The organism is bacterium, assembly GCA_037131655.1.
Classification (GTDB): Bacteria; Armatimonadota; Fimbriimonadia; order Fimbriimonadales; family JBAXQP01; genus JBAXQP01.
Genome location: JBAXQP010000005.1, coordinates 1 through 24924, shown reverse-complemented (window position 1 = coordinate 24924; position 24924 = coordinate 1). Strand labels below are relative to the sequence as shown.

The 24924-nt window shown below is 48.0% G+C and carries 25 protein-coding genes; 9 read left to right on the top strand and 16 right to left on the bottom strand.

Annotated elements, in window-relative coordinates; all coding sequences use genetic code 11:
• Positions 1–1060, bottom strand: a 1060-nt coding sequence (locus WCO51_00680; GenBank protein MEI6511777.1) for a rhomboid family intramembrane serine protease, incomplete at its 3' end; no start/stop codon positions are given.
• 193 nt (positions 1061–1253) lie between these two features.
• Between WCO51_00680 and WCO51_00675 the strand changes: the two genes are divergently transcribed.
• A complete protein-coding gene (locus tag WCO51_00675; protein MEI6511776.1) occupies positions 1254–1895 on the top strand; it encodes an MBL fold metallo-hydrolase in 642 nt (213 codons plus the stop codon).
• 11 nt (positions 1896–1906) lie between these two features.
• Here WCO51_00675 and mrdA read toward each other — a convergent pair whose 3' ends face one another.
• The 3 genes from mrdA to WCO51_00660 all read right to left on the bottom strand — a co-directional run bounded on the left by mrdA (position 1907) and on the right by WCO51_00660 (position 7390).
• Positions 1907–3679 (bottom strand): penicillin-binding protein 2, encoded by a 1773-nt coding sequence (mrdA, locus tag WCO51_00670; GenBank protein MEI6511775.1) that lies wholly within the window; start codon positions 3677–3679, stop codon positions 1907–1909.
• 1 nt (position 3680) lies between these two features.
• Positions 3681–5999: a PBP1A family penicillin-binding protein gene (locus WCO51_00665; GenBank protein MEI6511774.1), complete on the bottom strand. Its 2319-nt coding sequence runs from the start codon at positions 5997–5999 to the stop codon at positions 3681–3683.
• A gap of 221 nt (positions 6000–6220) precedes the next feature.
• On the bottom strand, positions 6221–7390 hold the full coding sequence (locus WCO51_00660) for a phosphoglycerate kinase (GenBank protein ID MEI6511773.1): 1170 nt from the start codon (positions 7388–7390) through the stop codon (positions 6221–6223).
• A 276-nt stretch (positions 7391–7666) separates the two neighbouring features.
• Here WCO51_00660 and WCO51_00655 point away from each other — a divergent pair, with 276 nt between their 5' ends.
• The 4 genes from WCO51_00655 to WCO51_00640 all read left to right on the top strand — a co-directional run bounded on the left by WCO51_00655 (position 7667) and on the right by WCO51_00640 (position 11778).
• On the top strand, positions 7667–9475 hold the full coding sequence (locus WCO51_00655) for a glutamate mutase L (protein ID MEI6511772.1): 1809 nt from the start codon (positions 7667–7669) through the stop codon (positions 9473–9475).
• 69 nt (positions 9476–9544) lie between these two features.
• Positions 9545–10507, top strand: coding sequence for a 6-phosphofructokinase (pfkA, locus tag WCO51_00650; GenBank protein ID MEI6511771.1), 963 nt, complete (start codon positions 9545–9547; stop codon positions 10505–10507).
• Positions 10508–11440: a 1-phosphofructokinase gene (pfkB, locus tag WCO51_00645; GenBank protein MEI6511770.1), complete on the top strand. Its 933-nt coding sequence runs from the start codon at positions 10508–10510 to the stop codon at positions 11438–11440.
• Positions 11441–11457: 17 nt separating this feature from the next.
• Complete coding sequence (locus WCO51_00640; GenBank protein MEI6511769.1) at positions 11458–11778, top strand: hypothetical protein; 321 nt, start codon at positions 11458–11460, stop codon at positions 11776–11778.
• On the opposite strand, the gene WCO51_00635 is transcribed toward WCO51_00640, so the two are convergent.
• The 3 genes from WCO51_00635 to WCO51_00625 all read right to left on the bottom strand — a co-directional run bounded on the left by WCO51_00635 (position 11775) and on the right by WCO51_00625 (position 15370).
• Positions 11775–12539, bottom strand: coding sequence for a DUF1559 domain-containing protein (locus WCO51_00635; GenBank protein ID MEI6511768.1), 765 nt, complete (start codon positions 12537–12539; stop codon positions 11775–11777). The two genes, WCO51_00640 and WCO51_00635, sit on opposite strands and share 4 nt — an antisense overlap.
• Before the next feature lie 56 nt (positions 12540–12595).
• Positions 12596–13423: a zinc metalloprotease HtpX gene (locus WCO51_00630; GenBank protein ID MEI6511767.1), complete on the bottom strand. Its 828-nt coding sequence runs from the start codon at positions 13421–13423 to the stop codon at positions 12596–12598.
• A gap of 63 nt (positions 13424–13486) precedes the next feature.
• Entirely contained in the window at positions 13487–15370 is a 1884-nt protein-coding gene (locus WCO51_00625; GenBank protein MEI6511766.1) for a hypothetical protein, read from the bottom strand.
• Between the two features lie 233 nt (positions 15371–15603).
• On the opposite strand from WCO51_00625, the gene rpmE reads away from it, so the two are divergent.
• From rpmE to WCO51_00605, 4 genes are all read left to right on the top strand, one after another.
• Positions 15604–15807 carry a 50S ribosomal protein L31 gene (gene rpmE / locus WCO51_00620; GenBank protein MEI6511765.1) on the top strand — a complete coding sequence of 68 codons (204 nt, stop codon included), beginning with the start codon at positions 15604–15606 and terminating at the stop codon, positions 15805–15807.
• A gap of 62 nt (positions 15808–15869) precedes the next feature.
• Positions 15870–16826, top strand: a complete 957-nt coding sequence (locus tag WCO51_00615; protein MEI6511764.1) for a DUF1385 domain-containing protein — start codon at positions 15870–15872, stop codon at positions 16824–16826.
• 121 nt (positions 16827–16947) lie between these two features.
• The gene (locus WCO51_00610) at positions 16948–17850 is read left to right on the top strand and encodes a class I SAM-dependent methyltransferase (GenBank protein MEI6511763.1); all 903 of its coding nucleotides are present in this window, start codon (positions 16948–16950) and stop codon (positions 17848–17850) included.
• Between the two features lie 119 nt (positions 17851–17969).
• Positions 17970–18356: an STAS domain-containing protein gene (locus tag WCO51_00605; GenBank protein ID MEI6511762.1), complete on the top strand. Its 387-nt coding sequence runs from the start codon at positions 17970–17972 to the stop codon at positions 18354–18356.
• On the opposite strand, the gene WCO51_00600 is transcribed toward WCO51_00605, so the two are convergent.
• From WCO51_00600 to WCO51_00560, 9 genes are all read right to left on the bottom strand, one after another.
• A complete protein-coding gene (locus WCO51_00600; protein MEI6511761.1) occupies positions 18353–19324 on the bottom strand; it encodes a hypothetical protein in 972 nt (323 codons plus the stop codon). The genes WCO51_00605 and WCO51_00600 overlap by 4 nt on opposite strands.
• 2 nt (positions 19325–19326) lie before the next feature.
• Positions 19327–19830 carry a hypothetical protein gene (locus tag WCO51_00595; GenBank protein MEI6511760.1) on the bottom strand — a complete coding sequence of 168 codons (504 nt, stop codon included), beginning with the start codon at positions 19828–19830 and terminating at the stop codon, positions 19327–19329.
• A gap of 30 nt (positions 19831–19860) precedes the next feature.
• A complete protein-coding gene (locus tag WCO51_00590; GenBank protein ID MEI6511759.1) occupies positions 19861–20337 on the bottom strand; it encodes a hypothetical protein in 477 nt (158 codons plus the stop codon).
• A gap of 79 nt (positions 20338–20416) precedes the next feature.
• Complete coding sequence (locus tag WCO51_00585; GenBank protein MEI6511758.1) at positions 20417–20935, bottom strand: lytic transglycosylase domain-containing protein; 519 nt, start codon at positions 20933–20935, stop codon at positions 20417–20419.
• An 11-nt stretch (positions 20936–20946) separates the two neighbouring features.
• Positions 20947–21372, bottom strand: a complete 426-nt coding sequence (fliJ, locus tag WCO51_00580; protein MEI6511757.1) for a flagellar export protein FliJ — start codon at positions 21370–21372, stop codon at positions 20947–20949.
• On the bottom strand, positions 21365–22699 hold the full coding sequence (locus tag WCO51_00575) for a FliI/YscN family ATPase (protein ID MEI6511756.1): 1335 nt from the start codon (positions 22697–22699) through the stop codon (positions 21365–21367). Before WCO51_00575 ends, fliJ begins: the two co-directional genes overlap by 8 nt.
• Positions 22696–23418: a FliH/SctL family protein gene (locus WCO51_00570; GenBank protein MEI6511755.1), complete on the bottom strand. Its 723-nt coding sequence runs from the start codon at positions 23416–23418 to the stop codon at positions 22696–22698. The genes WCO51_00575 and WCO51_00570 overlap by 4 nt, the downstream gene beginning before the upstream one ends.
• Complete coding sequence (gene fliG, locus WCO51_00565) at positions 23402–24415, bottom strand: flagellar motor switch protein FliG (protein MEI6511754.1); 1014 nt, start codon at positions 24413–24415, stop codon at positions 23402–23404. Before fliG ends, WCO51_00570 begins: the two co-directional genes overlap by 17 nt.
• On the bottom strand, positions 24415–24924 hold a 510-nt coding region (locus WCO51_00560; GenBank protein MEI6511753.1), incomplete at its 5' end, for a hypothetical protein. The genes fliG and WCO51_00560, both read right to left, overlap by 1 nt.

Genomic DNA, 24924 nt, shown 5'->3' with positions numbered 1-24924 from the left:
TGCTTATACCGTAATAAACTGGCGATGCTGCATTCTCATCATTACGAGCTTCGAACTGAACGTAAATTGCATCTTTTCCGATGGAGGTTTTTGACTTTAAGCCTTTTGGATAGAATTCAGATAATAGTAGTTTTTCTTGCTTTATTAGAGAATCGATTTGAGGCTTTGAAAGGGCGGCTGGATTAAGGTCTTGTGTTAGCGGGATGATAATTACACTGAAATTAGCATAGAGTTCAGTCGTTGCCATTACCATTCCGATTGCTTCTTCGTTATTAATATTCCAGATCTTCGGATATTTGAAAGTAAAGCGATGATGCGGGTCTACATATTGGCGCATTGGTTGGTGAGCGTAGCCATAGGACGGTTTTAATGCGCTTGGCAACATGAAAATGGTAGTGTAGACCAGTATAAGAGAAACAGCGATAGTCCCGTAAAGGGCAAAAGGGGTACGGCGAGGTTGATAATAGGCCAGGTCGGGATAGATCAAATAGCCGCAGATAAAGCCGGTAACGAAACCTCCACCGTGTGCCCAGTTGTTGATAACTTGACTATTCAATCCGATTAGGAAGTTGAAAATCACTAGAGGACCAAGGCCACTAACGAGATATTGCTTGAATGCGGGGCTGAGTTGGTCTCGGTGGCGAAGCCCCATCCCTAATGCAGCGCCGACTAAACCAAAAACCGCACCGGAAGCGCCGACCGAATAGCCATGGTGCATGAAGATATCAGAAATAATCGACCCTCCAATCCCGCTCAGCACATAGATGATAAGCATTTTGGATGAACCATAGAGCTTCTCGATGAGGGTGCCGAGTTGGTAGAGCGCGAACATATTGAAGGCTAAGTGGACTAAATCGGCATGAATAAACGTTGCGGATACCCAACGCCAATAATCACCGGCCTTAACTAACTGAGGCACATCAGCCCCTGCTGCGATATAGGTTAATGGATTACCGAACCCACCATTAACAAACACCACAAGCGCCATCATCAGATTGACTGCGATCAGCGTTTGGGTAACTTGTGTGACATTGTTAGCCGAGCGATAAAGATTAACCATTAAAAATTTTCAACATCTTCCCCTTTATTGTACCTGTGCAAGCAATATCGGTAGTGAGACCCATTCAAAATCCAATGTTTTCAGTGGCGGAATTTGGCATGTTGTGTGATAATATGAGAAATATAATTATTTGCTTTTGAAGGCAAACGCAAAATAGAGTGCTGAGAAGCCAAATTTATGAAGTAGGTGGACTATGCAGGTATACGCCTTTACGACAGGTCCTCTTGAAAACAATACTTATGTATTGGTTGATGAAACGTCAGGTGAGGCGGCTGTTATTGACCCTGGCCTCGAATGTGAACCGGTGGTAGCTTTCGTTCAACAAGGGAAATATCGTCTTGTCTGGATTATCAACACTCATGGACATTTCGACCATGTGGCGGGGAATATTGTGTTCAAAAATCAGTTTGGCGCGCCAGTTGCGATGCATTCATCTGATATTCCCCTTTTGAAACTTGCACATCGTCAGGCAGCTAACTTTGGAATCGATGTGCCAGAACAGGCCAACCCTGATCGTTTACTGGAAGATATCGATGAGTTGATTATTGGCTATATTAAAGTAGCGAGTCGCCGCACGCCAGGGCATAGTCCGGGAGGCATTATCCTGGAAGTTCCTGGCATCGTATTTACCGGCGATACTCTCTTTGCCGGTAGCATAGGCCGAACTGATTTGCTATATGGGGACTATGATGAACTTATGGGGTCGATTCGAAAGACCTTGCTTCCATTACCTGAAGACACTCGTATCTATCCCGGCCATGGTCCGTCAACGGATATTAAAACCGAACGCCAACACAATCCGTTCTTGCGCGATTTGTTAGTAGGAGAGAATTAAAGGCATACGGGTTACTTGTGGAAGAAAGCTTTGAAGACTTCTTTGGCTACCGGAGCTGCTGCGGCGCCGCCGTGTCCGCCGCGTTCGACAAACACACAGAGAGCAATCTGCGGGTTCTCGACAGGCGCAAAACCGACATACCAGGCATGGGTGCGACCACGACCTTCTTCGGCTGAACCGGTCTTTGAGGCGATATTTACTCCTGGGATTGCAACGCTGACCGCCGTTCCCGAGGTGGTTGCATCGGACATCCCCTGAATGATCGCGCTCCAGTATTCAGGGGGCAAGTTGATCTGGTATTTCAGCTCAGGCTTGAATTGATAGGTGATATTCTTCCCGATTTTTCTTCGCTGCACTGTTTGGGGCTTAAATATTTCGCCTCGATTGGCGATCATAGAAGCTACGCAAGCCATTTGAATTGGGGTGGTAGTAAGAAAGCCTTGTCCAATACTCATATTGACAGTGTCACCACCGCGCCACTTATCGTGCATTTTAAGTTCTTTCCAAGCCGGATCAGGCACGTTTCCGCGCAACTCATTAGGCACTTTTCCGTTCAAAGCGCTCCATAGGTCAATCCCTGTTTGACTTCCAAGCCCACATTCTCTTGCGGTATCGGCTAGTATCTGTGGCCCCATCTTTAATCCGGCATGGTAGAAAAACACGTCACATGACTTAGAAATAGAGCCGATGAAATCAATAGGGCCATGAGTTGTATGACATCGAAATCGCCAGCGACCTAACATAATATAACCTGGACAATAGGCAGTAGTCGAGAGAGAAAGTGTTCCGGCTTTCAGACCTGCTGCAGCAGTGACCATCTTGAATATCGAGCCGGGTGCGAAGGCTGTTGCAATCGCTCGATTGTGAAGTGGTAGTTCGGGATTATTATTCAAAGCGCCCCAAGTTTTGCTGGAAAGCTTGCGCGTGAACACATTAGGGTCGAATGATGGACTGCTGACTAAAGTCAATACCTCGCCGGTGTGTGGCACTATAGCAACAACCGCGCCTTTACGACCGGCCAAAGCTTTGAGAGCTGCCTGCTGTAAATTCGTATCAGCCGTTAAGATCAACTGCTCCCCTGGCACAGGATCGCTCGGGCCGAGAAAGCGTAACCGCCGACCACGCGCATCGACCTCATACCTTTCGCCGCCTGCCTCTCCCCGTAAATACTCTTCTTGAGCTCCTTCCACTCCAAGCTTGCCGACAAAATCCCTCGGCGAGTATTCATGTGAGACTGAATCTTTCAATTCCTTTTGATTAATCGGACCAACATAGCCAACAAGGTGCGCCCATAAGCGACCTTGAATATACTTTCTAATTGGTTGCTGGCTAATTGTGATGCCGGGTAGCGAATTTTGGTTTTCCAGAAGATGCGTAAGTTGATGACGAGTTAGACCCACACAGATAGGAACCGGCTTATATAGACCTACCTGGCTTGCATTAAGTACGTCTTGGATATCCTGCGGTGATTGCCCCAAGATGTGCGCTACTTGTGCCACTGTTTCGGGATGGGATTTCGCATCGAAGGGTGAAAGGAAAACCACCTCTTGTAGCTCTACAGTAGCTATTGGACGACCAACCCGATCCGTAATCAGCCCTCGCGGGGGCGCTTGCCGATCAGTTCGAACCGTATTATTTTTCGACTGAAGGAACAAATCTTGTCCCAGAGCCACCTGTAAATACCAAAGCCTCCCTAATAAGCAAAAAAGAAGCGTTCCGACGATGATACTTAAGGCTCGGACTCGAGGCGGAATCTCAGGTTTCTGAGGGAGGTCAAGCCACATTTCAGTACGTGCTCCCTTCGCGATGACGACGACAGAAACGCTTGGGATCTTCGCCTCGCTTGAATGTCATTTGAACTTTTTCAGGGCAATATGGATTAGCCCGAAGCCCTGTGTCAGCACAAACGGTAACGGTCACCATGTCAGTAGTACTTGAAGGAGGCGGTCCAGTATTGCTTGGCGGAGTGTAGCTGGGAGGAGGAGGCAACACAACTGGATTTTCAATTGGCTGTCCATTCTCGCCAGCAGTCATGTTGGACACATTAGGTGTTGAGGCACCCTGTGGGTTAGATGCTGCTGAATGGAGATTGCAGCGTACCCGTGGGACGGCATTGCGAATGAACTTTCGTAAGCTGGTGTTAGGACAGCTCGAATTGGCGAGAAGTCCACTATCGCTGCAGATACGCAAAGTGATCATGGAAGCAGCTTCAGAAGCCTGTGTTTTACGTTTATCGATTGCTTGAACAGAATTCAACATCTTCGCCCAGATGACGGCAGCCGTATTACCCCCAAAGACGCCAGGCATCTGATTGTAGCTTACGGGATGTTTCGGATTTTTATTATAGGTTACGTAAGCGACCCAAACAATTCCCACATACTTATCGGTATAACCACAGAACCAAGCATCCCTATTTTCATCGGTAGTGCCGGTCTTTCCGTGAGCATTCATTACACTATGAATGCCCGATGCTCCAGCAGCCGTTCCGCGCTGGACAACTTGGCGAAGGAGACTATTCATTGTGTCTATGGTGCGGCTCGATAGCATTCCAGGATAGATAATGGGTTCGAAAGTACGATTAACAACCCCGTCCGGCCCTTTCAAGCTGGCTAAACCGTATGGGGTTACGCGTGTTCCATCATTGGCAAAAACCGAATAGGCCTGTGCCATTTCAAGGGGGCTGACTTCACTAGAACCTAGAGCCAAAGCAAGCCCCGGGTTGAAATTCTTAGTATTAAACCCAAATCGGTTTTGCGCGTAGTAAATAACTCTGCTTATCCCAGCTGCCTCCAGGGCATGGATAGCAGGAATATTAATCGAATACACTAACGCCGTTTCTGCTGAGACGCTTTCGGGAAAATGGTCATTAGCGCCTACTGTTTTTCCGTTTGGATATCTCATGGTACGGTTGGCTAAAGACGATCCCGGAGATAGCGCTTCTTCTTCAAAGGCGGTTGAGTAGACGATAGGTTTGAAGGAAGAGCCTGGTTGTCTGTGCCCATCTGCAATGGTGTTGAACTCTCTACGCTTGAAATCAGAGCCTCCTACCATCGCCAATATTCGACCATCGGTATCAATCAGCACCACTGCGCCTTCATTTGGAAATCTGCGCCCTCTTAATGTTGCATGAAGAGCATTTTCTGCCTCGACTTGGAAGTCGTAGCGCAGGGTTGTATGGATTGTCCAGCCGTCCATTTCTTGGAAATCGAGTTGGTACTGTTCTTTAAGTTGCTGCAGGATATAGCTAACAAAATATGGGGCGAGGTGTTGACTGTAATTTCTGGTGCGAGCAATGATCCGGATCGGTTCCATTTTTGCTTTTTCATATTGCTGCTGATTAATGTATCCCAACTGGAGCATACTCTGCAGGACGCTGTTGCGGCGAACTTTTGCTCGGCTATTATCGCGGCCTTGCTTAGGAGCAAAAACAGACGGACGTTGTGGGAGACCGGAAAGAAGCGCCGCTTCCGCCAAAGTGAGGTCTTTTAGTTCTTTCCCGAAATAAACATGCGCCCCTGCCTTGATCCCATAGGCACGCGCTCCGTAATAAACCCTACTGAGATATAGCTCCATTATCCGTTCTTTGCTCAACTTCTTTTCGAGATGAACGGCAATCATCACTTCGCGGATTTTACGGTTGAAAGTTCGTTCTTGATTAAGAAAAGCGTTACGAGCTAGCTGCTGAGTGATAGTGCTTGCGCCCTGTTCGACTGACTGATGTTTGAGGTTGGCTAACATTGCTCGGGCAATGCCGCGCATATCGATCCCTGGATGTGTCCAAAAGCTGTGGTCTTCGGCAGAGATAGTCGCGTTTTTGATGTACTCAGGGACTTCGCTGAATTTCACCGGTTCGCGGCGATCTGTCGAAAGCTGGGCAAGCACAACGCCATCTGCAGATACAATCTGAGTTGGCTTAGTATTGGGAAGAGTATCAGTAAGTGAAATGAACTCGTCGACAAATCTGCCTTCAGTAATATAAGCAACGCCGAGGTATAGGAAGCCGATAGCAACGAAGAGCAACATAACGCTCGATACGGCCATAAAAGCAAGACGCCACTTCTTTCGCTTCCGGATGATCTTTCTCCGAGCGTATCGTGGTCCCATCGTGCTCCGATTTTTAATCGACTGCGTTCGCATACTTCTCTTATTATGTCTTCAGCCCGACGATTAGTCAACAAAACCCCATAGTTAGATAGCCTAAACGGGACTTTTGACCCCCTAACGCTTTATTTTCTGATTGATAAAGGGTAAGCGAGTAAATCTCGCTTACCCTTTATACGAATAACTCAACCCCTTATGGTCTTACGAAGGTGAAGTATTTCGTTTTAATCTTGTAAGACCGCTACTCCAGGAAGGACATCGCCAGCCAGGAATTCCAGTGAAGCGCCTCCGCCTGTGGAGATATGGCTCATCTTGTCGGCAAAACCCATCTGTTCAACTGCCGCCGCACTGTCGCCGCCGCCAACAATGGTTATGGCATCAGCTTCTGCCATCGCTTCAGCTATACATCTGGTGCCTTCAGCAAAGGGAGTCATCTCGAAGACACCCATCGGGCCATTCCAAACGACTGTCTTAGCCGACTTGATGATCTCTGTAAATAACTTTCGCGTTTCTGGGCCGATGTCCGCCCCCATCTTATCGGCTGGGATTGCATTAGCAATGACAACTTCAGTTTTTGCGGTATCCGACAACTCATCGGTAATCAGAGTATCAACCGGCAAGGCAATCTTATCGCCCGCTCGATTGAGAATATCCATGCAAAGCTCGAGGCTCTTCTCGTCGAGAAGAGATTTTCCAATCTCATAACCTTTGGCTTTGAGGAAAGTAAATGCCATTCCGCCGCCGATGATGAGCTTATCGACTTTAGGCAAAAGGTTCTCGATAACAGGAATCTTATCGGCGACCTTTGCTCCGCCCAAAATTGAAACAAACGGTCTTGCCGGATTCGTCAGGGCTTTACCAAGGAATTCAAGCTCTTTCTCCATCAAAAAGCCAGCGGCTGAAGGAAGGTCGTGAGCTACTCCCTCGGTTGATGCATGTGCTCGATGCGCTGAGCCGAATGCGTCATTAATGAAGACCTCACCCAAACTTGCTAATTTAGCGGCAAAGACAGGATCGTTGTCTTCTTCTTCCGGATAAAATCGCACGTTTTCGAGTAGAACCACATCACCCTGTTTAATCTCCTGAACAGCCTTTTCGACCTCTGGACCAATCACATCTGAAAGCTGCTTAACGTCCTTACCCAAAAGCTCGCTTAGCCTTTTAGAGACGGGAGTCAGTGATAAGTCAGGATTTTTAACTCCATCAGGACGGCCGAGGTGAGACATGAGGATCACTTTAGCGTTTTTTGCGATAAGAAATTCGATAGTCGGTAAAGCCATGCGAATTCGTCGGTCATCTGTGATTTCCTTGCCTTTCATCGGCACGTTAAAATCAACTCGAACCAACACTTTTTTATCGGTTACAGGTATATCGCGAACTGTTTTCTTACTCATTTTCCACTCCTTAAATCGCTCAATTTACACCCCATAATGTTACCTCAAGCGAGCTTTGGGGGTGAGGCGAAAGTCATATTCCTCCTGGCTTAGCTGTTTGTGATCCCTCGCCTATTCAAACAGATTCCACACTTCGTTCTGAATGACACCCCGTGGGGGTGTTTGGGTTTTTCTTGATAGGGCTTCGTGCCATTTGTTTCTTACCTTGTGCATGGGCGTTCGTCGGTGCTAAAATCGTATATAAGACGAATAATATCCAGCAGTTGGAGGGACGCCTTGGCGACTGAAATTAGATCCATATTAGCTACAGACTGTGGTAGTACAACTACCAAAGCGATTTTAGTTGAAAAGAGAGATGGTGAATACCGCTTAATCGTTCGTGGTGAAGCGCCCACAACCGTTGAAACCCCCTTCGAAGATGTAACAATCGGGGTCTCTAATGCGGTGCGTGAGGTGGAAGAATTATCCGCTAATCCCGAAGTCCGACCTCAAGGGCCATTAAAGCTGTTGGATGATTCCGGAAAGGTGATCTGCCCACGCAATGGTGATACGGAAGGCGTTGACCTCTATTTGAGCACCAGCAGCGCCGGCGGCGGCCTTCAGATGAGCGTCATGGGCGTTGTTTATGAAATGAGCGCCGAAAGCGCTAAGCGCGCAGCGCTAACGGCAGGCGCAATCGTCATCGACACAATCGCAGTTAATGATGGTCGCAAAGAGTATCAGCGCGTTGAGCGTTTACGCCACCTTCGCCCTGACATCGTTCTAATGTCGGGCGGAACCGATGGGGGAACGGTCACCCACTTGATTGATTTGGCTGAGACACTTTTAGCTGCCGATCCCAAGCCCCGGTTTGGCGATATGAAGCTGCCGGTTATCTTTGCAGGCAACAAGGATGCTCGCGAAAGTGTCCTGGGAATTTTGGATAAGACGGCGGATGTCCGTGTAACCGATAACCTGAGACCTGAACTTAGCCGCGAGAATTTGGGGCCGGCTCGTGATGAAATCCATGAGACCTTCCTTCAGCACGTAATGCAGCAAGCCCCCGGTTATGCCAAGCTGATGAGTTGGACAAGCGCCGGCGTTATGGCCACTCCAAATGCGGTCGGTCATATCATGGAATCCATCGCTAAACAACGCGGTATCTCCCTGCTTGGTGTTGATATCGGTGGGGCTACTACTGACGTATTTTCTGTTTTTGATGGCAGGTTGGTTCGAACTGTCAGCGCAAACTTGGGATTGAGCTACTCGATTTGTAACGTTTTAATGGAAGCGAGCGCTGAAAAGATCCAACGTTGGATACCTTTGCCCATCGATACATTCGAGGTCCGCAATCGCTTGCGTAATAAAATGATCCGCCCGACAACTATTCCGCAGACCTATGAAGACCTTCTGCTGGAACAAGCGGTGGCTCGCGAGGCTCTGCGATTGGCTTTCACCCATCATAAGGAATTGGCGCGCGGTCTAAAGGGTGTTCAACAACAGCGCGATATCGGCGAAGCTTTGAGCCAGGAAGAATCAGGCCAATCGACAATTGACATGATGGGGCTTAACATGATTATCGGCTCAGGAGGCGTCTTAAGCCACGCTCCCCACCGTGAGCAGAGCGCTTTGATGATGATGGATGCGTACCAGCCTCAAGGGATTACCATGCTGGCGGTTGACTCGATCTTCATGATGCCGCAGTTAGGGATTTTATCGACAATCGCCCCCGAACCGGCTGCACAAGTTTTCGATCGTGACTGTTTGATTAAGCTTGGCCACTGTATTGCGCCTGTCGGTACTGCTAAAGAGGGCGATCCTTGCGTGACACTGACTTTCAATGGCAAAACGGAGACCATTCCCTATGGGTCAATTAAGGTCTATCCGATTGTCGAACATGAAAAAGTTCAGGTTGAAATCAAACCTTCCCGCGGGTTCGATGTGGGCGAAGGCCGGGGTAAACCGATTACCGTTGAATGCGAAGGTGGAGTTGCCGGTTTAATCATCGATGCACGTGGTCGTCCTCTACAGCTTCCAACAGATGCCGTTCTAAGAGTGAAAAAACTCCGTGAATGGCTAAACGCATTCGGACTTCCTGAACCATAAACCGATAATGATTTGTGGAGTTGATCCCGTGTTACATGGGGGTTAGCTTACGTAAGAACAGGTGTTTAAATGAAACGAATTGGCGTTATTACAAGTGGTGGGGATGCACCGGGAATGAACGCGGCTGTACGCGCAGTTGTCCGCACTGCTATCTCGCAAGGGGTTAGTGTCGTTGGGTTCATCACGGGCTACCAGGGGATGATCGATAACGAGTACATCGAAATGGAAAGCTCCACAGTCAGCGGTATTATAAACCGCGGCGGGACTATTCTCCGTTCTGCTCGAAGCCAAGATTTTCGAAATCCAGAAGGTCGTCAAAAAGCGGCTGAAACCCTTCGTACACTTGGGGTTGAAGGACTGGTTGTAATCGGAGGCGACGGCTCACTCACAGGCGCAATGGTTTTCATGAAGGAAACCGGCATCCCCGTTATGGGCGCGCCCGGAACTATCGATAATGATTTGGCAGGAACGGATTGTACGATAGGTTTCGATACCTCTGTCAACACTGCCCTCGAAGCTATAGACAAGGTTCGTGATACGGCATATTCCCACGACCGCATCTTCGTCATCGAGGTTATGGGTCGAACGAAAGGTTTCATCGCTTTAGAAGTGGCGCTTGCGGGAGGCGCTGAGGTCGTTATTGTTCCTGAGATACCCTTCTCAATGGAGCAAGTCTGCGAGGTACTTCGAGAAGGTAAGAAACGCGGGAAGCGTTCAAGTATCGTAATTGTTGCAGAAGGCGCTGCCAGAGCGGTTGATGTTGCTGAAGCTATTTCAAGCCAAACAGGTAGTGATGCGAAGTATTTGGTTGTTGGACACATGCAAAGAGGCGGTTCGCCAACCTCCTTCGATAGGGTTCTCGCCACTCGGCTGGGAACACATGCAACTGAACTTTTATTAGCGGGTCACAGCGGTGAGATGGCTGGCATCGTGACCGAAAAATTGGTCAGCGATCCTATTCCCATCATACTCGCTTCTGAAAAATTTCTCAATCCGGACAAAATTCGCCTTGTTAATATAATGGGATTATAAATGGTCCTTACCGTCACTCTTAACCCTTCTATCGATCGAACCCTCTTCGTCGATCGGATCAAGACGTGTGATACCAATCGCGTGAAGCTGTCCCAAACGGATGCCGGTGGAAAAGGTATCAACGTCGCTCGTGTTCTCGCCGCTCTTGGTACAAAGGTTACTGCAACCGGATTCTTAGGTGGGCGTAATGGGCACTTGGTTCGCGGCGTCTTAACTGAAGAAGGGGTTGATTGTGATTTCGTCAGAGTGGACGAAGAGACTCGAGTGAATATCAGCATTGAAGAAGATGCCCAGCATTGCCCTCCGACTACATTCAACGAGCCGGGTCCAAATATCAACGATGAAGAGTGGGAGCGTTTGGTTCATCGGGTAAAAAGCGCTGCCGGCCACTTTCAGTGGATTACTTTCGGCGGAAGCCTTCCACCCGGTGTTCCTAAAGATGCTTATTCGCAACTCGTTGATATTGCACAAAAAGAGGGAGCAAAGGCTGTCCTCGATGCGGATGCGGAAGTGTTGAGCCTTGCCTTAAATCAACACCCCTATATGATAAAGCCAAATGTAAAAGAAGCTGAGCGGTTGCTGCAGAAAGAGTTGCCCGATGAGGCGGCATGTGTATCTGCCGCAAAAGAATTGAATAACAAAGGGATCCCTCTGGTCGTCTTATCAAGAGGGGCAAAAGGTGCGATTATTGTTTGCGACGGGGTGGCATACCGCGCAATTCCACCGAAGATCGAAGCGAAGAGTACTATCGGTTCGGGGGACTCGATGATCGCAGGAATTCTTTATAGCCTCATTCAGAATTGCTCTATCGATGAGGCATTGCGGTGGGGAACAGCATCAGGGGCGGCAACGGCTTTGACCTCTGGAGCGGATATTTGTACCCGACAACAAGTCGAAGATTTGCTGAGTTTTGTTAAGGTCGAACGCCTTTAGGTTAAGGGGGAATTATCATGGAACTCGCGGAGTTTCGTTCTCTGGTCTATAGCCAGTTTGGTCCCGATTTGCATCGAGCAACACCTGCGAATGTGCGTGATTTTCTTGCGATTCTTCAAAAGCACCATGTCGAAAGTCAGCCACTAATCCTCAACGAAAAGCAGTCCACGCTGGAAGATATCCTGAAAGACTTTTTTGCCCGCGCTTTGGATATGCCAAAAGATGAAGCAATTATTCTACTATGGGTATTAGGTCTCGAGCTATCCTTCGGAATCATCGAGGACCACCTTGAAAACCACCTACCCAGCTTCTTCAAATCACTGGAAGACACACCCTAGCTCGGCCCGTCCATCGTCCTTCGCAAAGGTAGGCAGTGATAATAGAGCTTGCCTGCGCCTTTCCAGCCCCCTTTAACTAATTCATACGCATAACGATTAACATGCCCATCAAGGTGAAGTATGTGAGACCCATCCGTATGTTGGTCACCGTGCAAATCCCAACCGTCAGGACTGAATTGAGCATCATTAATCGTATGACCGCTCTCATCATAAAGAAAGAATGTGTCAGCGGGAAAGGTCACAGTTGCCAGTCTAATTCGATTGCAGTATTTATTGAAGGAATAGGTCACGAAAGCCATGCTCCCATTCCACGAGGGGACTACAGGGGTTTGCATCCATGGCCAACCAGGGGGGGCCATATAGGAGTTGTCCTTAATAATTTTTGAAGTAGGGCATCGGTAGATATCTCTGTTTTTTGTGTAACTCCATAAGACGCCATCTTCTGGAACAGCTACATTCCTGCAGGCAGTAAAGTTGCCCTGCACTTTGCATCCTGGACAACCATTACCCGAACAAACCCAATGCCCAGTTCTGGGCGGGTACCCCATTTGACCATCGCCTGGAAGGCGGTCATTATAATCGCTTGAATAAGCAAGAAATGCTTTCCCAAGCTGACCGAAATTATTGATACAGGTCACTGACCGGGCCTTCTCGCGAGCCGCAGCAAAGACAGGAAAGAGAATCGCCGCAAGGATAACAATGATGGCAATAACAACCAAAAGCTCGATAAGGGTAAATCCAAATTTTCGATTAAACTTCATTTCATACTCCCGTTATAGTTATATAATAACACACTTGGGGGAAATGGAGCGAACTACTATCTCATTCCTGCCATTTCTCTTAGACGGCGGACCCGTTCGGCGATTGGGGGGTGGGTGCTGAAGAGAGCAAATATGCCGCCGCCTTTTAGCGGATTGACGATATATAAGGGGGCTTGCGTGGGCGCGATGTTAGCTGGAATACGCGCAACGCCAGCTTCAAGATGCTCGAGGGCATCGGCCAGCCCTAAAGGAGTACCGGCTATCTCGGCTCCAACCCGATCCGCTTCATACTCACGTGATCGGGAGATGGCAAGTTGGATAATAATCGCCGCGAGCGGAGCGAAAATCGCTGCCATGAAAGTGTTTCCTCTATCGCGGCTGTCTTGCGAGTACATAGCGAATCGAGCGATATATCCTAGCATCGAAATAGCGCCCGCCAACGTTGCTGCTACAGTCATTGTCAGAGTATCGCGATTTTTTACGTGTGCAAGTTCATGTGCGATTACCCCTTCAATCTCAGAGGCGGGAAGCATCCGCAATAAGCCTTCATTGACTACAACTGCGGCATGTTCAGGATTGCGGCCAGTCGCGAATGCGTTTGGTTGAGGATTTGGCGCAACATACATTTTGGGCAACGGAATTTGTGCCCTCATGGATAAATTCTGTAGCATTTGATAGAGCTGAGGCGATTGTTCCGGCTCGATTGGTTCCGCTCTTGCCATTCGAATTGCCAACTTATCACTCCACCAATAAGTAGAAAAATTCATAATGCCGGCAAATACTAACGCGGTTATCAATCCGTTAGTGCCGCCTAGCGCGCCACCAATCCAAACAAGGATCATTGTTAAGACAGTTAAAAGTAAACCGGTTTTAATAATATTCATTCACTATCCTCCCCGCCCTTTAATACGAAGTTCTACACCAACTCGTTTGCTGAAGCTATTTTCTTAGGTATCTCTAATCATCCAGTTCATTATCCAAATAAAACTCGCAGCAAGTATGACTGAGGCCGAAATGAAACCGGAATCATTGAACAAGATGCAAGTTAGCGCAGACCAAAGGGAGGCATAAGCTCCCAGCTTAAGGGCAGGGCGCAGTTTGAAAATGCGTTTGACCGAATCCCCTTGCCATCGCCATACCCCATAGAAGAAAAGCACAAAGCATATTATCGTGAGCAGCATGAAGGGCGAATAGACAATTCTTAAGAGGGACTGTGACTGGTTCGAAAACAGTCCGATAAAGCCTGCTAATCCGCGACTGGTAACGGAAAGCACAGCATTGCCCATATGGCTGCTTGAAGCTCCGTATAGAGACAACTCGAATATGCCCAAACTTATCGCACAGGCTGCTCCAAGCAACAGAAGAGCAATCATTTCCACCCAACGCAGGCGTTTGCCGGCGAAAAGATGTGCCGCCCCAAAAAGTCCCGCAACTGCTGCCGCAATCCCTCCCGCGTTCGCGCCTATATTAGGTAATCCAAGTAGAAGGGCTAATACCGCAAAGAATGCGGCGACTAGAAGCAAAGATTTGCCGGTGATTTTCACCATTCGCAAACCTGCCATCCAGCCCGCAACTGACCAGATGCCCAGAGCAACTAAATAACCAAGGTAATCATTATCTAACCCATAAATTCGCGCGCCTGAATAAAGGTAAAGCCCGAAGAAAGAATGGCGAACCCCGTGCAGACCCGAACAGGAATCAATAAGAATAATCCCAAGTGAAAATAGCGCCGCTAGATTGAGGGGTAATCGACTTGATTTTCGCCCAATAGTAATCGAAGCTAATGCCACTAAAGCGCTGGATAAAACCGTGATGCTAAGATAACTAAAGACGCTTGGAACCGGCAGAAGTCCTGCAACGGTCATTCCCGCAGGAATAGCAGCAAGGAAGCAAAGTTCAAAAGTTAATGAGCTTGGACGCCGTTTGGTTAAAGTCCAATTTATAACCCTAAACGATAGCCAAATCCCCACAATAATCCCGATGATAAGCAGCATTCTAACGCCAAAGCGCTGCTGAAACTGTTGCCATACTCCGAAACGATAGGCTATTTGTTCGCCATTACCGGCTTTAAAGCTAGCTAAGCTCTGATTTGGGCTGAATACTCCTAGCCCATTAAGAATGGTGGGAGCGATATTTGTCTCAGCAATCAAACCGCTCCACCGAGTTGTCGGCGATTTAAGGGTTCCTGACGGCCAATGTGGGCCGATGAAAAGACAACGTGTAAAATGCTGTTTAACTTCTCTTGGAAGGCAAACGACATAGATATCCGTGTTGCTTCGTGCAATCTCTTTAGAGGGAGGGAGAAATGTTTTTAGCCACCCGGCGGGGTTTGGCGCATAGATAACAAGAAGGTCATCGTTTAGGCTGGTGAACTGGGAGGCCGATATAGGCAGCGCGTCACCCTTTGATGAGATTAATGGCGCAAACCCCAGTGTGTTTATAGCAGGGAGCGCTGTAGGTAATAAAGGCATGCCTGGAATACGAAGTGCTCGCGCTTGTTTTTTGGCTTCTTCCAATCTGGCGCCCATTATTTGGCGTAAAATGCCTCTACTTTTAAGGGAGACCATATTGAGCGCAATATAGGATTCTTTTGGGGCGATAATACCTGTGCGGCGCTTGAAAGCTTGCCTGGCAAAATCAGCTTCAAGCCGCGCGGTTGCCACCATGATCTGCGCATCGTCAATTTCGCCTTTAAAGCGCCTGCCCGTTGAGAGTGCCAACAGATGAGCCGGAGTACCTGGCGGTTCTTCCCGTCCCCATAAAACCCAACCGACAGCGCCTTGCGAGGCATACCCGCCAAAATTGGCAGGAGATTCATCGCAAATGAGCAATACTGCTTTCGGAGAGGCAGAAATTGGAATTATGCACGAGCATAATATCGACGCAATAACCAATCCAAATCTATAATATCTATTCAACTTGAATTCACTCAGATCAGTAGTAATAACAGCATATTCAACAGGTTAGATGCTCTTTCCTTGATGGTAGAGCGAAAGGAACCTAAATTATTTGCTATGAGGTATAATACCTTGGTTAGATCGTCAGAGGAGGAGGAAGCCAGAATATGAAAAAGGCTATACATCCAAGTTATGTTCAGGCCACTGTGACCTGTGCATGCGGAAGCGTTTTTACTTCGATTTCAACAAGAAATGAAATTCGAACAGAAATCTGTTCGCAGTGCCATCCATTTTACACCGGCAAGCAGAAGCTGGTTGACACGGAAGGCCGCGTCGAGAAATTCCTACAGAAGTACAATCTCAAAAAGTAAGGACGGCCAGCAGGAGGTGGTCGGCGTAAGCTTTGACCCACCGCTGGCTGAATTATATTAATATGCCAACCGGAGAATATCTCCAATACGGCGGACAAGCAGTGATCGAGGGTGTGATGATGCGCAGCCCTCGATATTTTGCTATCGCTTGCCGCAGCCCAAAGCAAGAAATCGTTTTACAATCCGAACCTATTGAAGCTACCTGGATTGGTCGTCAGAAGTGGCTCAAGAGGCCATTTTTAAGAGGCACATTGGCCTTGCTGGACGCGATGGCCCTCGGTATCAAAGCTCTTCAATTTTCTGCTAACGTTCAGTTGGAAGAAGAGAAAAAAGAGGCGCCTGAAGGGGAAGCCGCTAAGGTAGTACCAGACAGTAAATCCGCTTCGATTCAAGGATTTGCAGTTGGCGGGGCGATGGTTTTTGCTTTGATATTCGGCATGTTTTTGTTCGTTTTCTTGCCTACCTACATATCCGACCTCTTAAAAGCGCGTCATTGGCAAGATAGATCGCTCAATATGCTGGATGGCGTACTTCGAATAACCATTTTTGTCATCTATGTGTCAGTTATTGGCATGCTAAAAGATATTCAACGGGTATTTCAATATCACGGCGCAGAGCACAAGGCTGTTAATACCCTCGAAGCGAATTTGCCGTTAACGCTTGAAAATGCAAAACTGCAAACTCGCCTTCATCCCCGCTGCGGCACCAGCTTCATTATGGTGGTGCTCATCATCAGTATTTTTGTGTTTTCATTTTTACCTAGACCGCCAATATTTCTTCGTATGCCTCTGCATATGATCGCGCTTCCCATCATCGCCGGTTTTGCTTATGAGGCGATTCGATTGGCTGGACGTTTCAAGACAAAAGCTATCACCAAGCTAGCCTTCGCCCCTGGTCTTCTTAGTCAATTTCTAACCACTCGTGAACCAACCGATGACCAAATCGAAGTAGCTTTAATTGCGCTTAAAACCGTTGTTGAAAAAGAAGTAGAAAGAGATCAAGCAGTCCCGGTGGCGTGAGATGCAAGAAGCAAGAAACTAGAAGCAAGAATCCGGATTAGATTAAGATTAAGTAAGATAATCAAGGACCTATCTCCTAGCACCTATCACCTCAATCACAAAAATGCCTAATACCGAGATAGTGGTTTGTGAATTATGTGGAAGTAATCAAGCGCAGGAGCTTTTCGTTGGCGCAGACCGGTTACTTGGAGTGCCAGGGGAGTTTTGCGTTCAACAATGTATAGTCTGCGGATTAATTTATACCAACCCACGCCCGACCTCTGAAGCATTACGTGATTACTATCCCGACACCTATGGCGTTTATGCGCCGGAAGGTGGGCAGGCAGTCAGGCTCTCTATTTATCATCAACGATTAGCCAGAAAGCTAAGTCGAATAAAAACAAGCCAAAGACGCGTGTTGGATATTGGTTGTGGAGATGGCGCTTTTCTAACAGAAATGAAAGCCCTTGGATGGCAGTGCAAGGGGTTGGAGATGGATGAAAAAGCAGCTAAGAGAGCTAGAGATGAGCGCGGGCTTGATATTGTTAATTCGACTATTGATGGTACACGTTTCGAATCTGGCAGCTTTGATTTGATAGTTTTATCCCATGTTCTTGAACATGTGCCGCATCCTCGTCAGGCGCTTCGATGGGTTCGCGAATGGCTAACTGATGATGGATACTTATTCATAACTCTCCCAAATGTCGATAGCTGGGAAAGACGGCGTTTTGGTAAAGATTGGTATCCTTGGGATATTCCACGCCATTTTACTCATTTTTCCCCCTCGACACTTTCAAAATTAATGGCCGAAGAAGGTTTCAAGCCGATAAGTACCCAATTCTTGACTGCTTTTTACCTCCCTCAATCGATGCGCTATCGCCGCCTGGCAATCGCGAGCCCTGTTACTTCTACAGCTTCAGCCAAATCACCCAAGGAAATGATAAAAACCTTTGTCTTCAGGTCGCTTCTAACCTTTGGATCGATCGCAGGGAAAGCAATCCATGGAGAAATCATGGAAGTGATTGCCCGTAAGTCTACTCAGTGAATATACCAAAATTTGAAATTTTTAATTTGTTTGATATGGAACCTAAGTGAGCTTCAACCGAGTATTAATATTGAAAGTCCTCTCTTCTATTCACATTTTAACTTTTTGGAGTAAGCCTGATGCCTAAGGAAACATGTACTGTCAAAGTTCGGCCAGCAGGGAGGACTGCGTTTGTTGTTGTAGAAGGCTACTTGAATTCCACTGCTCCCTCACCTGAACAATTAACAAGGACTACGCTTGGGCACGGCTCTCGTTATGTAATTCTTGATTTAACCAATGCCAGCGAACTCGATAAAGAAGGTTTGAAGTGGCTATCCGAGCTGCGGGATAGCCTGGAAAGTAAAGATCTGGACCTAAAAGTTGTTGTCAAAGAGAATAGCAAGGTTCGCCGCATTCTGAAGCTAATGCAATACGATCGTTTCCTTCATTTGGTCTCAACGCTATTCCAAGCTTGGCGTCCGAATTCGGGCAAAAAGCGTACTCCAAAACTCCCTAAATCCGCCTAGGATTGATCGTGAGTTGGGAAGTAGCGTCTTAATGTGCTGTCAATGTGCACCATCACATTGACAGCTTCTTCGGATGACAATGTCTCACCTGGATCGGGGGTAAAGCTGATGTATAATGCAGCGCAATCCAGCAACTTCGGACTTTGCCATCGCTTCCAGAGAGTGTAGGAAGCTGTTGATCCCTCATCAAGGCGCTTGATGTCAGTCGATCTGTTTGCGGTTACGATGGTGAGGATACATTCGCTTTCCGGCATGACCTGTTCAAAATCTTTTTGTTCCTCATCATACTGAATCCCACCCGTCTCCGGGGCCGTAACGTTGACGAGTGTTGCTTTCATCGAAAGCGCTTGAACGATTGATTGATTGAGCTTTTCAGCGGTAATTCCAGCATCATCTGGGTCGGTTGTCTGCGAGCTAGTTCCGCCATAACTGTCTTTCACATCTTCCCAAACTATCGCCGATGTAACTTCATTAAGCGCCTTTGATCTGGCATGAATATCCGAGAAATCTCCGTTTTCGATAAGGTTATGCATGATTGGGACGTAGAATTCAGGTCTCTGGAGACGAAATGAAGCTGAGACTACATTCCATTCTCCTGTCGGCGCGTTAAATGAAGGAACAGCTCTTGAGCGTTTCATCTGTGAGACGACATTCATGACGATGAAGACAAGAACGAGGACTATGATGATAGTAAAAAAGCTGCCGCCTGATCCAAAGCCAAACGGGAAGAAAAAGAACCCGACGCCTGGTGATCTGCTACCTGTATTTCTGCTATATCCACTCCCGCCAGAACTACGATTGCTGCCGCTAAAACCACCGCTACTGCTTCCGCTGCTTCTTCCGCCGCCACTAAAGCCGCCGCGACCTCCGCCAAAACCGCCGCCTCTTGCAAAAGCATCGAGCGGTCCGGATGCGAACAATACTATTATAAGCAGTAGAATAAAGGAAATCCAAACCCATCTTCGCATACCTATCTCCTTAGTGTGACCTCATCATCAACATGGGCAGCCTCAGATGGAGTTAGCCCATATAGACGGTAGACAATCATCTCTACCAAGCGTTGTGTTACTTTAATACGTAGGGTGATCGGATCAAGTTGCTCGCGTGATCGGCGCAATCGTTTGACCACCTCTATGATCTCACTATCGGTAAATTTTACCTTGCGATTCCGGCATTCGATTATAAAATCGTCAGGTTCTATCTCGATCCAGCGTTTGGAAGCTAGCTTTTTTGGGAGCATGCTTCGTTTGGATGATAAAATAGCGTCCAGCCATTGTCGGCAATCTTCCTGCAAATGACTTTGTTGGGATTTTAAGCCGCTTATTTGTTCGGCAAGTTCGGCAATGAGATCATGCACTGGCTCAGCCTTCTCATTTTCGCGGTCGGGTGAGCCATCGGGCAGCTTAGGCAGCATCTGCTCCAGCCATTGCCCTAAGTCGGAATTGAGAAGGATTTCGTAGTCGGTTTCGCTCACGCCAATGAGAATAGCACATAGGCGAAGTGGTTATTGGGGTGCGCTCTTTTGTGCGGCGATCAAACGACTTAATGCAAGCGCTTTATTATTCGGCAGCACCTTAAGAAGTTCGCCAACCTGGTCATCAGGCAGTCTATCGAATAGTTGAATAACCTCTTTGTCGGTCATCTTGGCCATAAGCTGCGCAACCACGGGGACATCCATCTGAGCATAAACATTAGCCAGTCGGTCAATCCCGCTTTTTTGAGAGGTTTTTACCACAACAGGTTTCTTTTTGGACAAGGTTGGCGGCGTTGGCGTCACTGCAGAATTTGACGGCGGTGGAGCAGGGGGTAGAGCCGGCTTTAAATCTTTATCGCTTACTAATCCGATAGCTTTACATACACTGGCAAGCCCGGGATTCGATGCTGCCATTTTCTTGACAGGAATTATCCCGAACTTAGCCAGCCCATATAACGTTGCCAAAAGCAACACAATTGCTACCAAAGCGATGACTACTAGTTTCATAAGTTTACAGATCGTATGACGTTGTGAGTAGTGCGTATCAGAAATCCGGAAATTACGCAATACGCACTACGTAATACTTTTATTCCATCATCCCCATGATGCGCTTGACGTAATTTTGAGTTTCTCGATAGGGAGGGATGCCGTTATAGCGTTGAACCGCGCCTGGGCCTGCATTATAGGCGGCTAATGCCTTTGGCACATCGTTGCCGAAACGATCCAGTAGGCCTTTTAAGTATCGGACTCCGCCGTCCATGTTTTGAGCAGGATCGAACGGGGAAGTGACCCCTAGACCGGACGCTGTTCCCGGCATAAGCTGCATTAGACCTTTTGCGCCTGCAGGCGATACTGCGCGTGGATTGCCACCTGATTCTTGTTTGATGACCGCTCGAATCAGATTCGCATCGACCTGATATTTTTGTGACATCTCGCCGATAAGCGGCTCCAAGTCGGAAGGCAAATTAACTGCTTCTTTCTTCCCTGCGCCGTTGAGCATGTCTTGGAAATTGAGCGTTGTTGGCGGTGAACCAAAAACCTGGTCCATTCGCGTTTCAATCATCTGTATCCGCTGCATCACATTTTGAACGTTTTCAATTGGCATTTTTACTCTCTCTAGGCTGCTCGACGGTGGAGGGTACCCCACTCATCCAAAGCTATTTGATCAAAGTGGTCGACTTCGTACTGATATTGCTCAACTGCTTTTTCATGTAACTTATCAAGCACCTTGCGTTCTTTTCGAGCTTCGAGCCAGCGTTCCTTGAGTACTGCTTCTTCCCGAACAAGCGTTTCGATGACAATTTCTTGTTGTCGCATCCTATCTTCCGAAGCTTCAATAAAGATCACTCGAAGCTTAGAGCGCTCAATAGAGAATTCTCCCGAGTTAGTAAGCGCATCAGCCAAATCATTACGAATCTGTTCGAGTACGCTTTGAGCCAATTCACGCTGAATTTTGGCTAGTCCGTAAACTCGCTCGGCTTCTTCTTCGAGCTTTTTTTTATAATCCAGCACTTTCTGTAGTCGGAAGCGAAATCTACGCATTGGCCATTTCCATTAGTTTCACAAGTGTGGTCCTATAGGCGCTCGGCTCAGCTTTGCCTTGTTTCAAAAATTCTTCGATTACGGGCATCATTGCGATGGCTTTGTCCGTTTTAGTGTTCGCCCCTGATTGATAAGCTCCGATGGAAATCAAATCTTCCGAATCGCTATAGGAAGCCATCAGGTCGCGTATTTTGACTGCCGCAGCGCGATGTTCGTCAGAAGTAATCATCGGCATAACACGGGAAAGACTTTGCAAAACATCGATAGGCGGATAATGGCCTCGGTTCGTCAATTTACGAGTGAGGACAATGTGCCCATCTAAAATCGACCGTACCGCATCGGCGATTGGTTCGTTTGTGTCGTCACCCTCGACCAAAACTGTGTAGATGCCAGTTATCGAACCGACAGCTCCATTTCCAGCGCGTTCGAGGAGCTTGGGAAGCATTGCGAATACCGATGGGGTATAGCCCTTGCTGCTTGGCGGTTCGCCAATTGCCAAACCAACCTCTCGCTGAGCCATCGCCAATCGGGTTACTGAATCCATCATGAGCAATACATCCATCCCGCAATCGCGAAAATACTCTGCGATAGCGGTTGCTACCAGAGCAGCTTTAAGGCGTACGAGAGATGGCTGATCGGAAGTTGCAACGATAACGACTGATCTTGCGAGACCTTCGGGGCCTAAATCGTGCTCAATGAATTCACGCACTTCACGGCCGCGTTCGCCGACCAGTGAAATAACGTTTACCTGCGCTGTTCCGTTTCGGGCAATCATTCCTAAAAGCGTACTCTTCCCAACACCGCTACCAGAGAAGATACCGATACGTTGCCCGCGAGCACAGGTCATCAAGCTATCAATTGACCGAACTCCAAGCGGGAGCGGGGAATCGATCATCTTCCGCTCGAGCGCATTCGGGGGTGAATTCTCTAAGGGGTAAATCTTTTCAGCCTGAATGGGAGGGCCACCGTCCATCGGGTTGCCAAGACCATCAAGAATTCGGCCTAACAAAGACGGTCCGACCTTTACAGAAGCAATTCGTCCAGTAGAGACTACTTCGCTTCCAATGCCAACCCCGTCCATTCCGCCGATAGGCATTAAAAGCACTCGATCTCCGCGAAAACCGACGGTCTCCGCTAATAACGGTGTCTGGTTGCGTCGTCGATGGACTTCACACAATTCACCGATTCGAGTTCCTGGACCCGTTGACTCCATTACTAATCCGACCACTTGAGCAATGCGACCACTGATTTTGACCGGATCGAGATTGCGCAGTCGGTCATGATAGGCAGATAGGTCAGGTTTAATTAGCTTTGGCGTGAGATTCATTGGTTTTCACCGGGTGGTTCCGGATCAGTTAGGCTTTCAGTGATAGCTCCCATTTGTGTCTCAATTCTGGCATCAACAGTGGTGCTTTCAGCTTCAATCATTACGCCGCCAGGGGGTACTCGCCTATCTTCAACGATATCGATACGCCGAGCTCCGTCCATAATTCGAAGGAAATCATCTCGGTGTTCACGGTGTGAGTTGAGGTCCTGCGGATTGACTTTGATGACGATATTTTCGCTATGTGGAATACGCCGCAGGGCATCGCGAGTGATTCCAATCACTGTATCATGATTGGTTCGTAATTCCTGCCGGATGACTTTGCGGCCAATTTCGAGTGCAAGCGCAACCAATTCAGGTTCTGCGTCAACGCGAAATTGGTCAACAGCGTTCAGAATGCGCTCCATTAGCGTTTGAACATCCTTTTTCATTTCTTCAAACCGAAGTTCTGCTTCAGCCCTTACTATTTGGGTTGCTTCGGCATAACCTGCTTCAAAACCTTGATTGCGAGCTTCAGCGAAGGTTTGCGATATTAAACCTTCGACTTCGAGAGGGTCATTGATGTCTTCATAGGTTTTACGAAGGTAATCGCAAAGACCGCAATCGGCTTGCCGTCGTCGTTCGCGAGGACAACGCGTAGTCGGCTTAACCAGTTCAAGCACTTGAGCGAGCGCTGCAGTGGTCACTAAACCTTCTTTAATTACACTAGACGACAACTTCATCCTCCGCTCCACGAGACAGAACGATTTCGCCGGCATCTTCAAGGCGGCGGATAATGGCTACAATCCTTTGCTGCGCTTCTTCAACATTACGGACTTTTACAGGCCCCATGAATTCCATGTCTTCTTTAAGGATGTCAACGGCGCGCTCTGACATGTTGTGCATGATGTGCTCTTGCACTTCGTGACTGGTTCCTTTAAGCGCGAGGGCAAGGTCTTTCATATCCGCTTCCTTTAGAATTTGCTGGATGGCGCGGTCGTCAATTTGCATGATATCTTCGAAGACAAACATAAGCTTTTTGACTTCCTCAGCAAGCTCCGGATTAGTGTCGCTAAGACCATCTAAAATTGTACGTTCAGTGGCTCGGTCAACGATATTCAATAATTCTGCAAGCGCCTTTACTCCACCGGCACTTGTTAAGTTGGATGAGACGATGGATGAGAGCTTTTTCTGAAGCACTTGCTCGACCTGATGGATAACTTCCGGAGGGGTGCGATCCATTGAGGCAATCCGTTCGGCAACATCTGCCCTTAACTCAAGCGGCAGCTTAGACATGACATTTGCCGCTAGGTCAGGAGCCAAGTAGGCCAGGATGAGCGCGATAGTTTGCGGGTGCTCGTCTTGAATAAAACTCATTAGCTGAGAGGGGTCAGTCTTTTTGAGAAAATCAAATGGCACAATTTGTAGCGCTTGGACCACACGCCGAATGATGAATTTCGCACGCTCCCCACCGAATGCGGCTTCGAGAACATTCTGAGCAGCTTCTACTCCACCTTCAGCTATATACTTTTGTCCCAGGCACAACTCATGGAATTCACCGAGAACTTGCTCCTTTTTATCGGGTTGAATACGCTCCAATCGCGCTACTTCAAGTGATAGAGACTCAACTTCTTCTTCTGACATGAAAGTAAGTAATTTACTTGCCGTATCGGTGCCAAGCGATACCAAGAGAATGGCCGCTTTCTGACGGCTTGAGAGTTCACCTGATGCTTGTCTCATTATTTCGAATCCTCACTCATCCAGCCCTTAATAAGGAGAGCAACTTGCTCCGGCTTATCTTTTGCCAATCGATTGATCTGCTCAAGAGCTGGATCAGTCTTGAGTTGAATGGGCTTCACGTGAATCCGCTCTACCGGTGTCTCCTCGCTAATACCTTCCTGCTCCGGATAACCTTCATCAGCCTCTTGTCCGTCCCCTCTAGGAGTGCGGCCATACGATCCATAAGCAGAACTAAGCGCGTGGTTGTGGCCAGACGATAAGGCTGCGTTCATCGGCGCTGTTCGCCAGGCAGCTTTGCTGAGGGCTTTCACAATCAAGCCACCCACGAATATCAACGCGACTATCGGAAGAAGCTGCATCATCTGCTCCATTCGACGGGCGGATGAGGCTACCTGAAGCGCAGCGGCATTTGCGGTATTGGCTGAGGTACTGAATTTCACCCTTTGAATATTTACTTCCCTTGCGGTGTTTTGAGGAAGATCTGCGCCAACGGCTGTGTCAAGCCATAG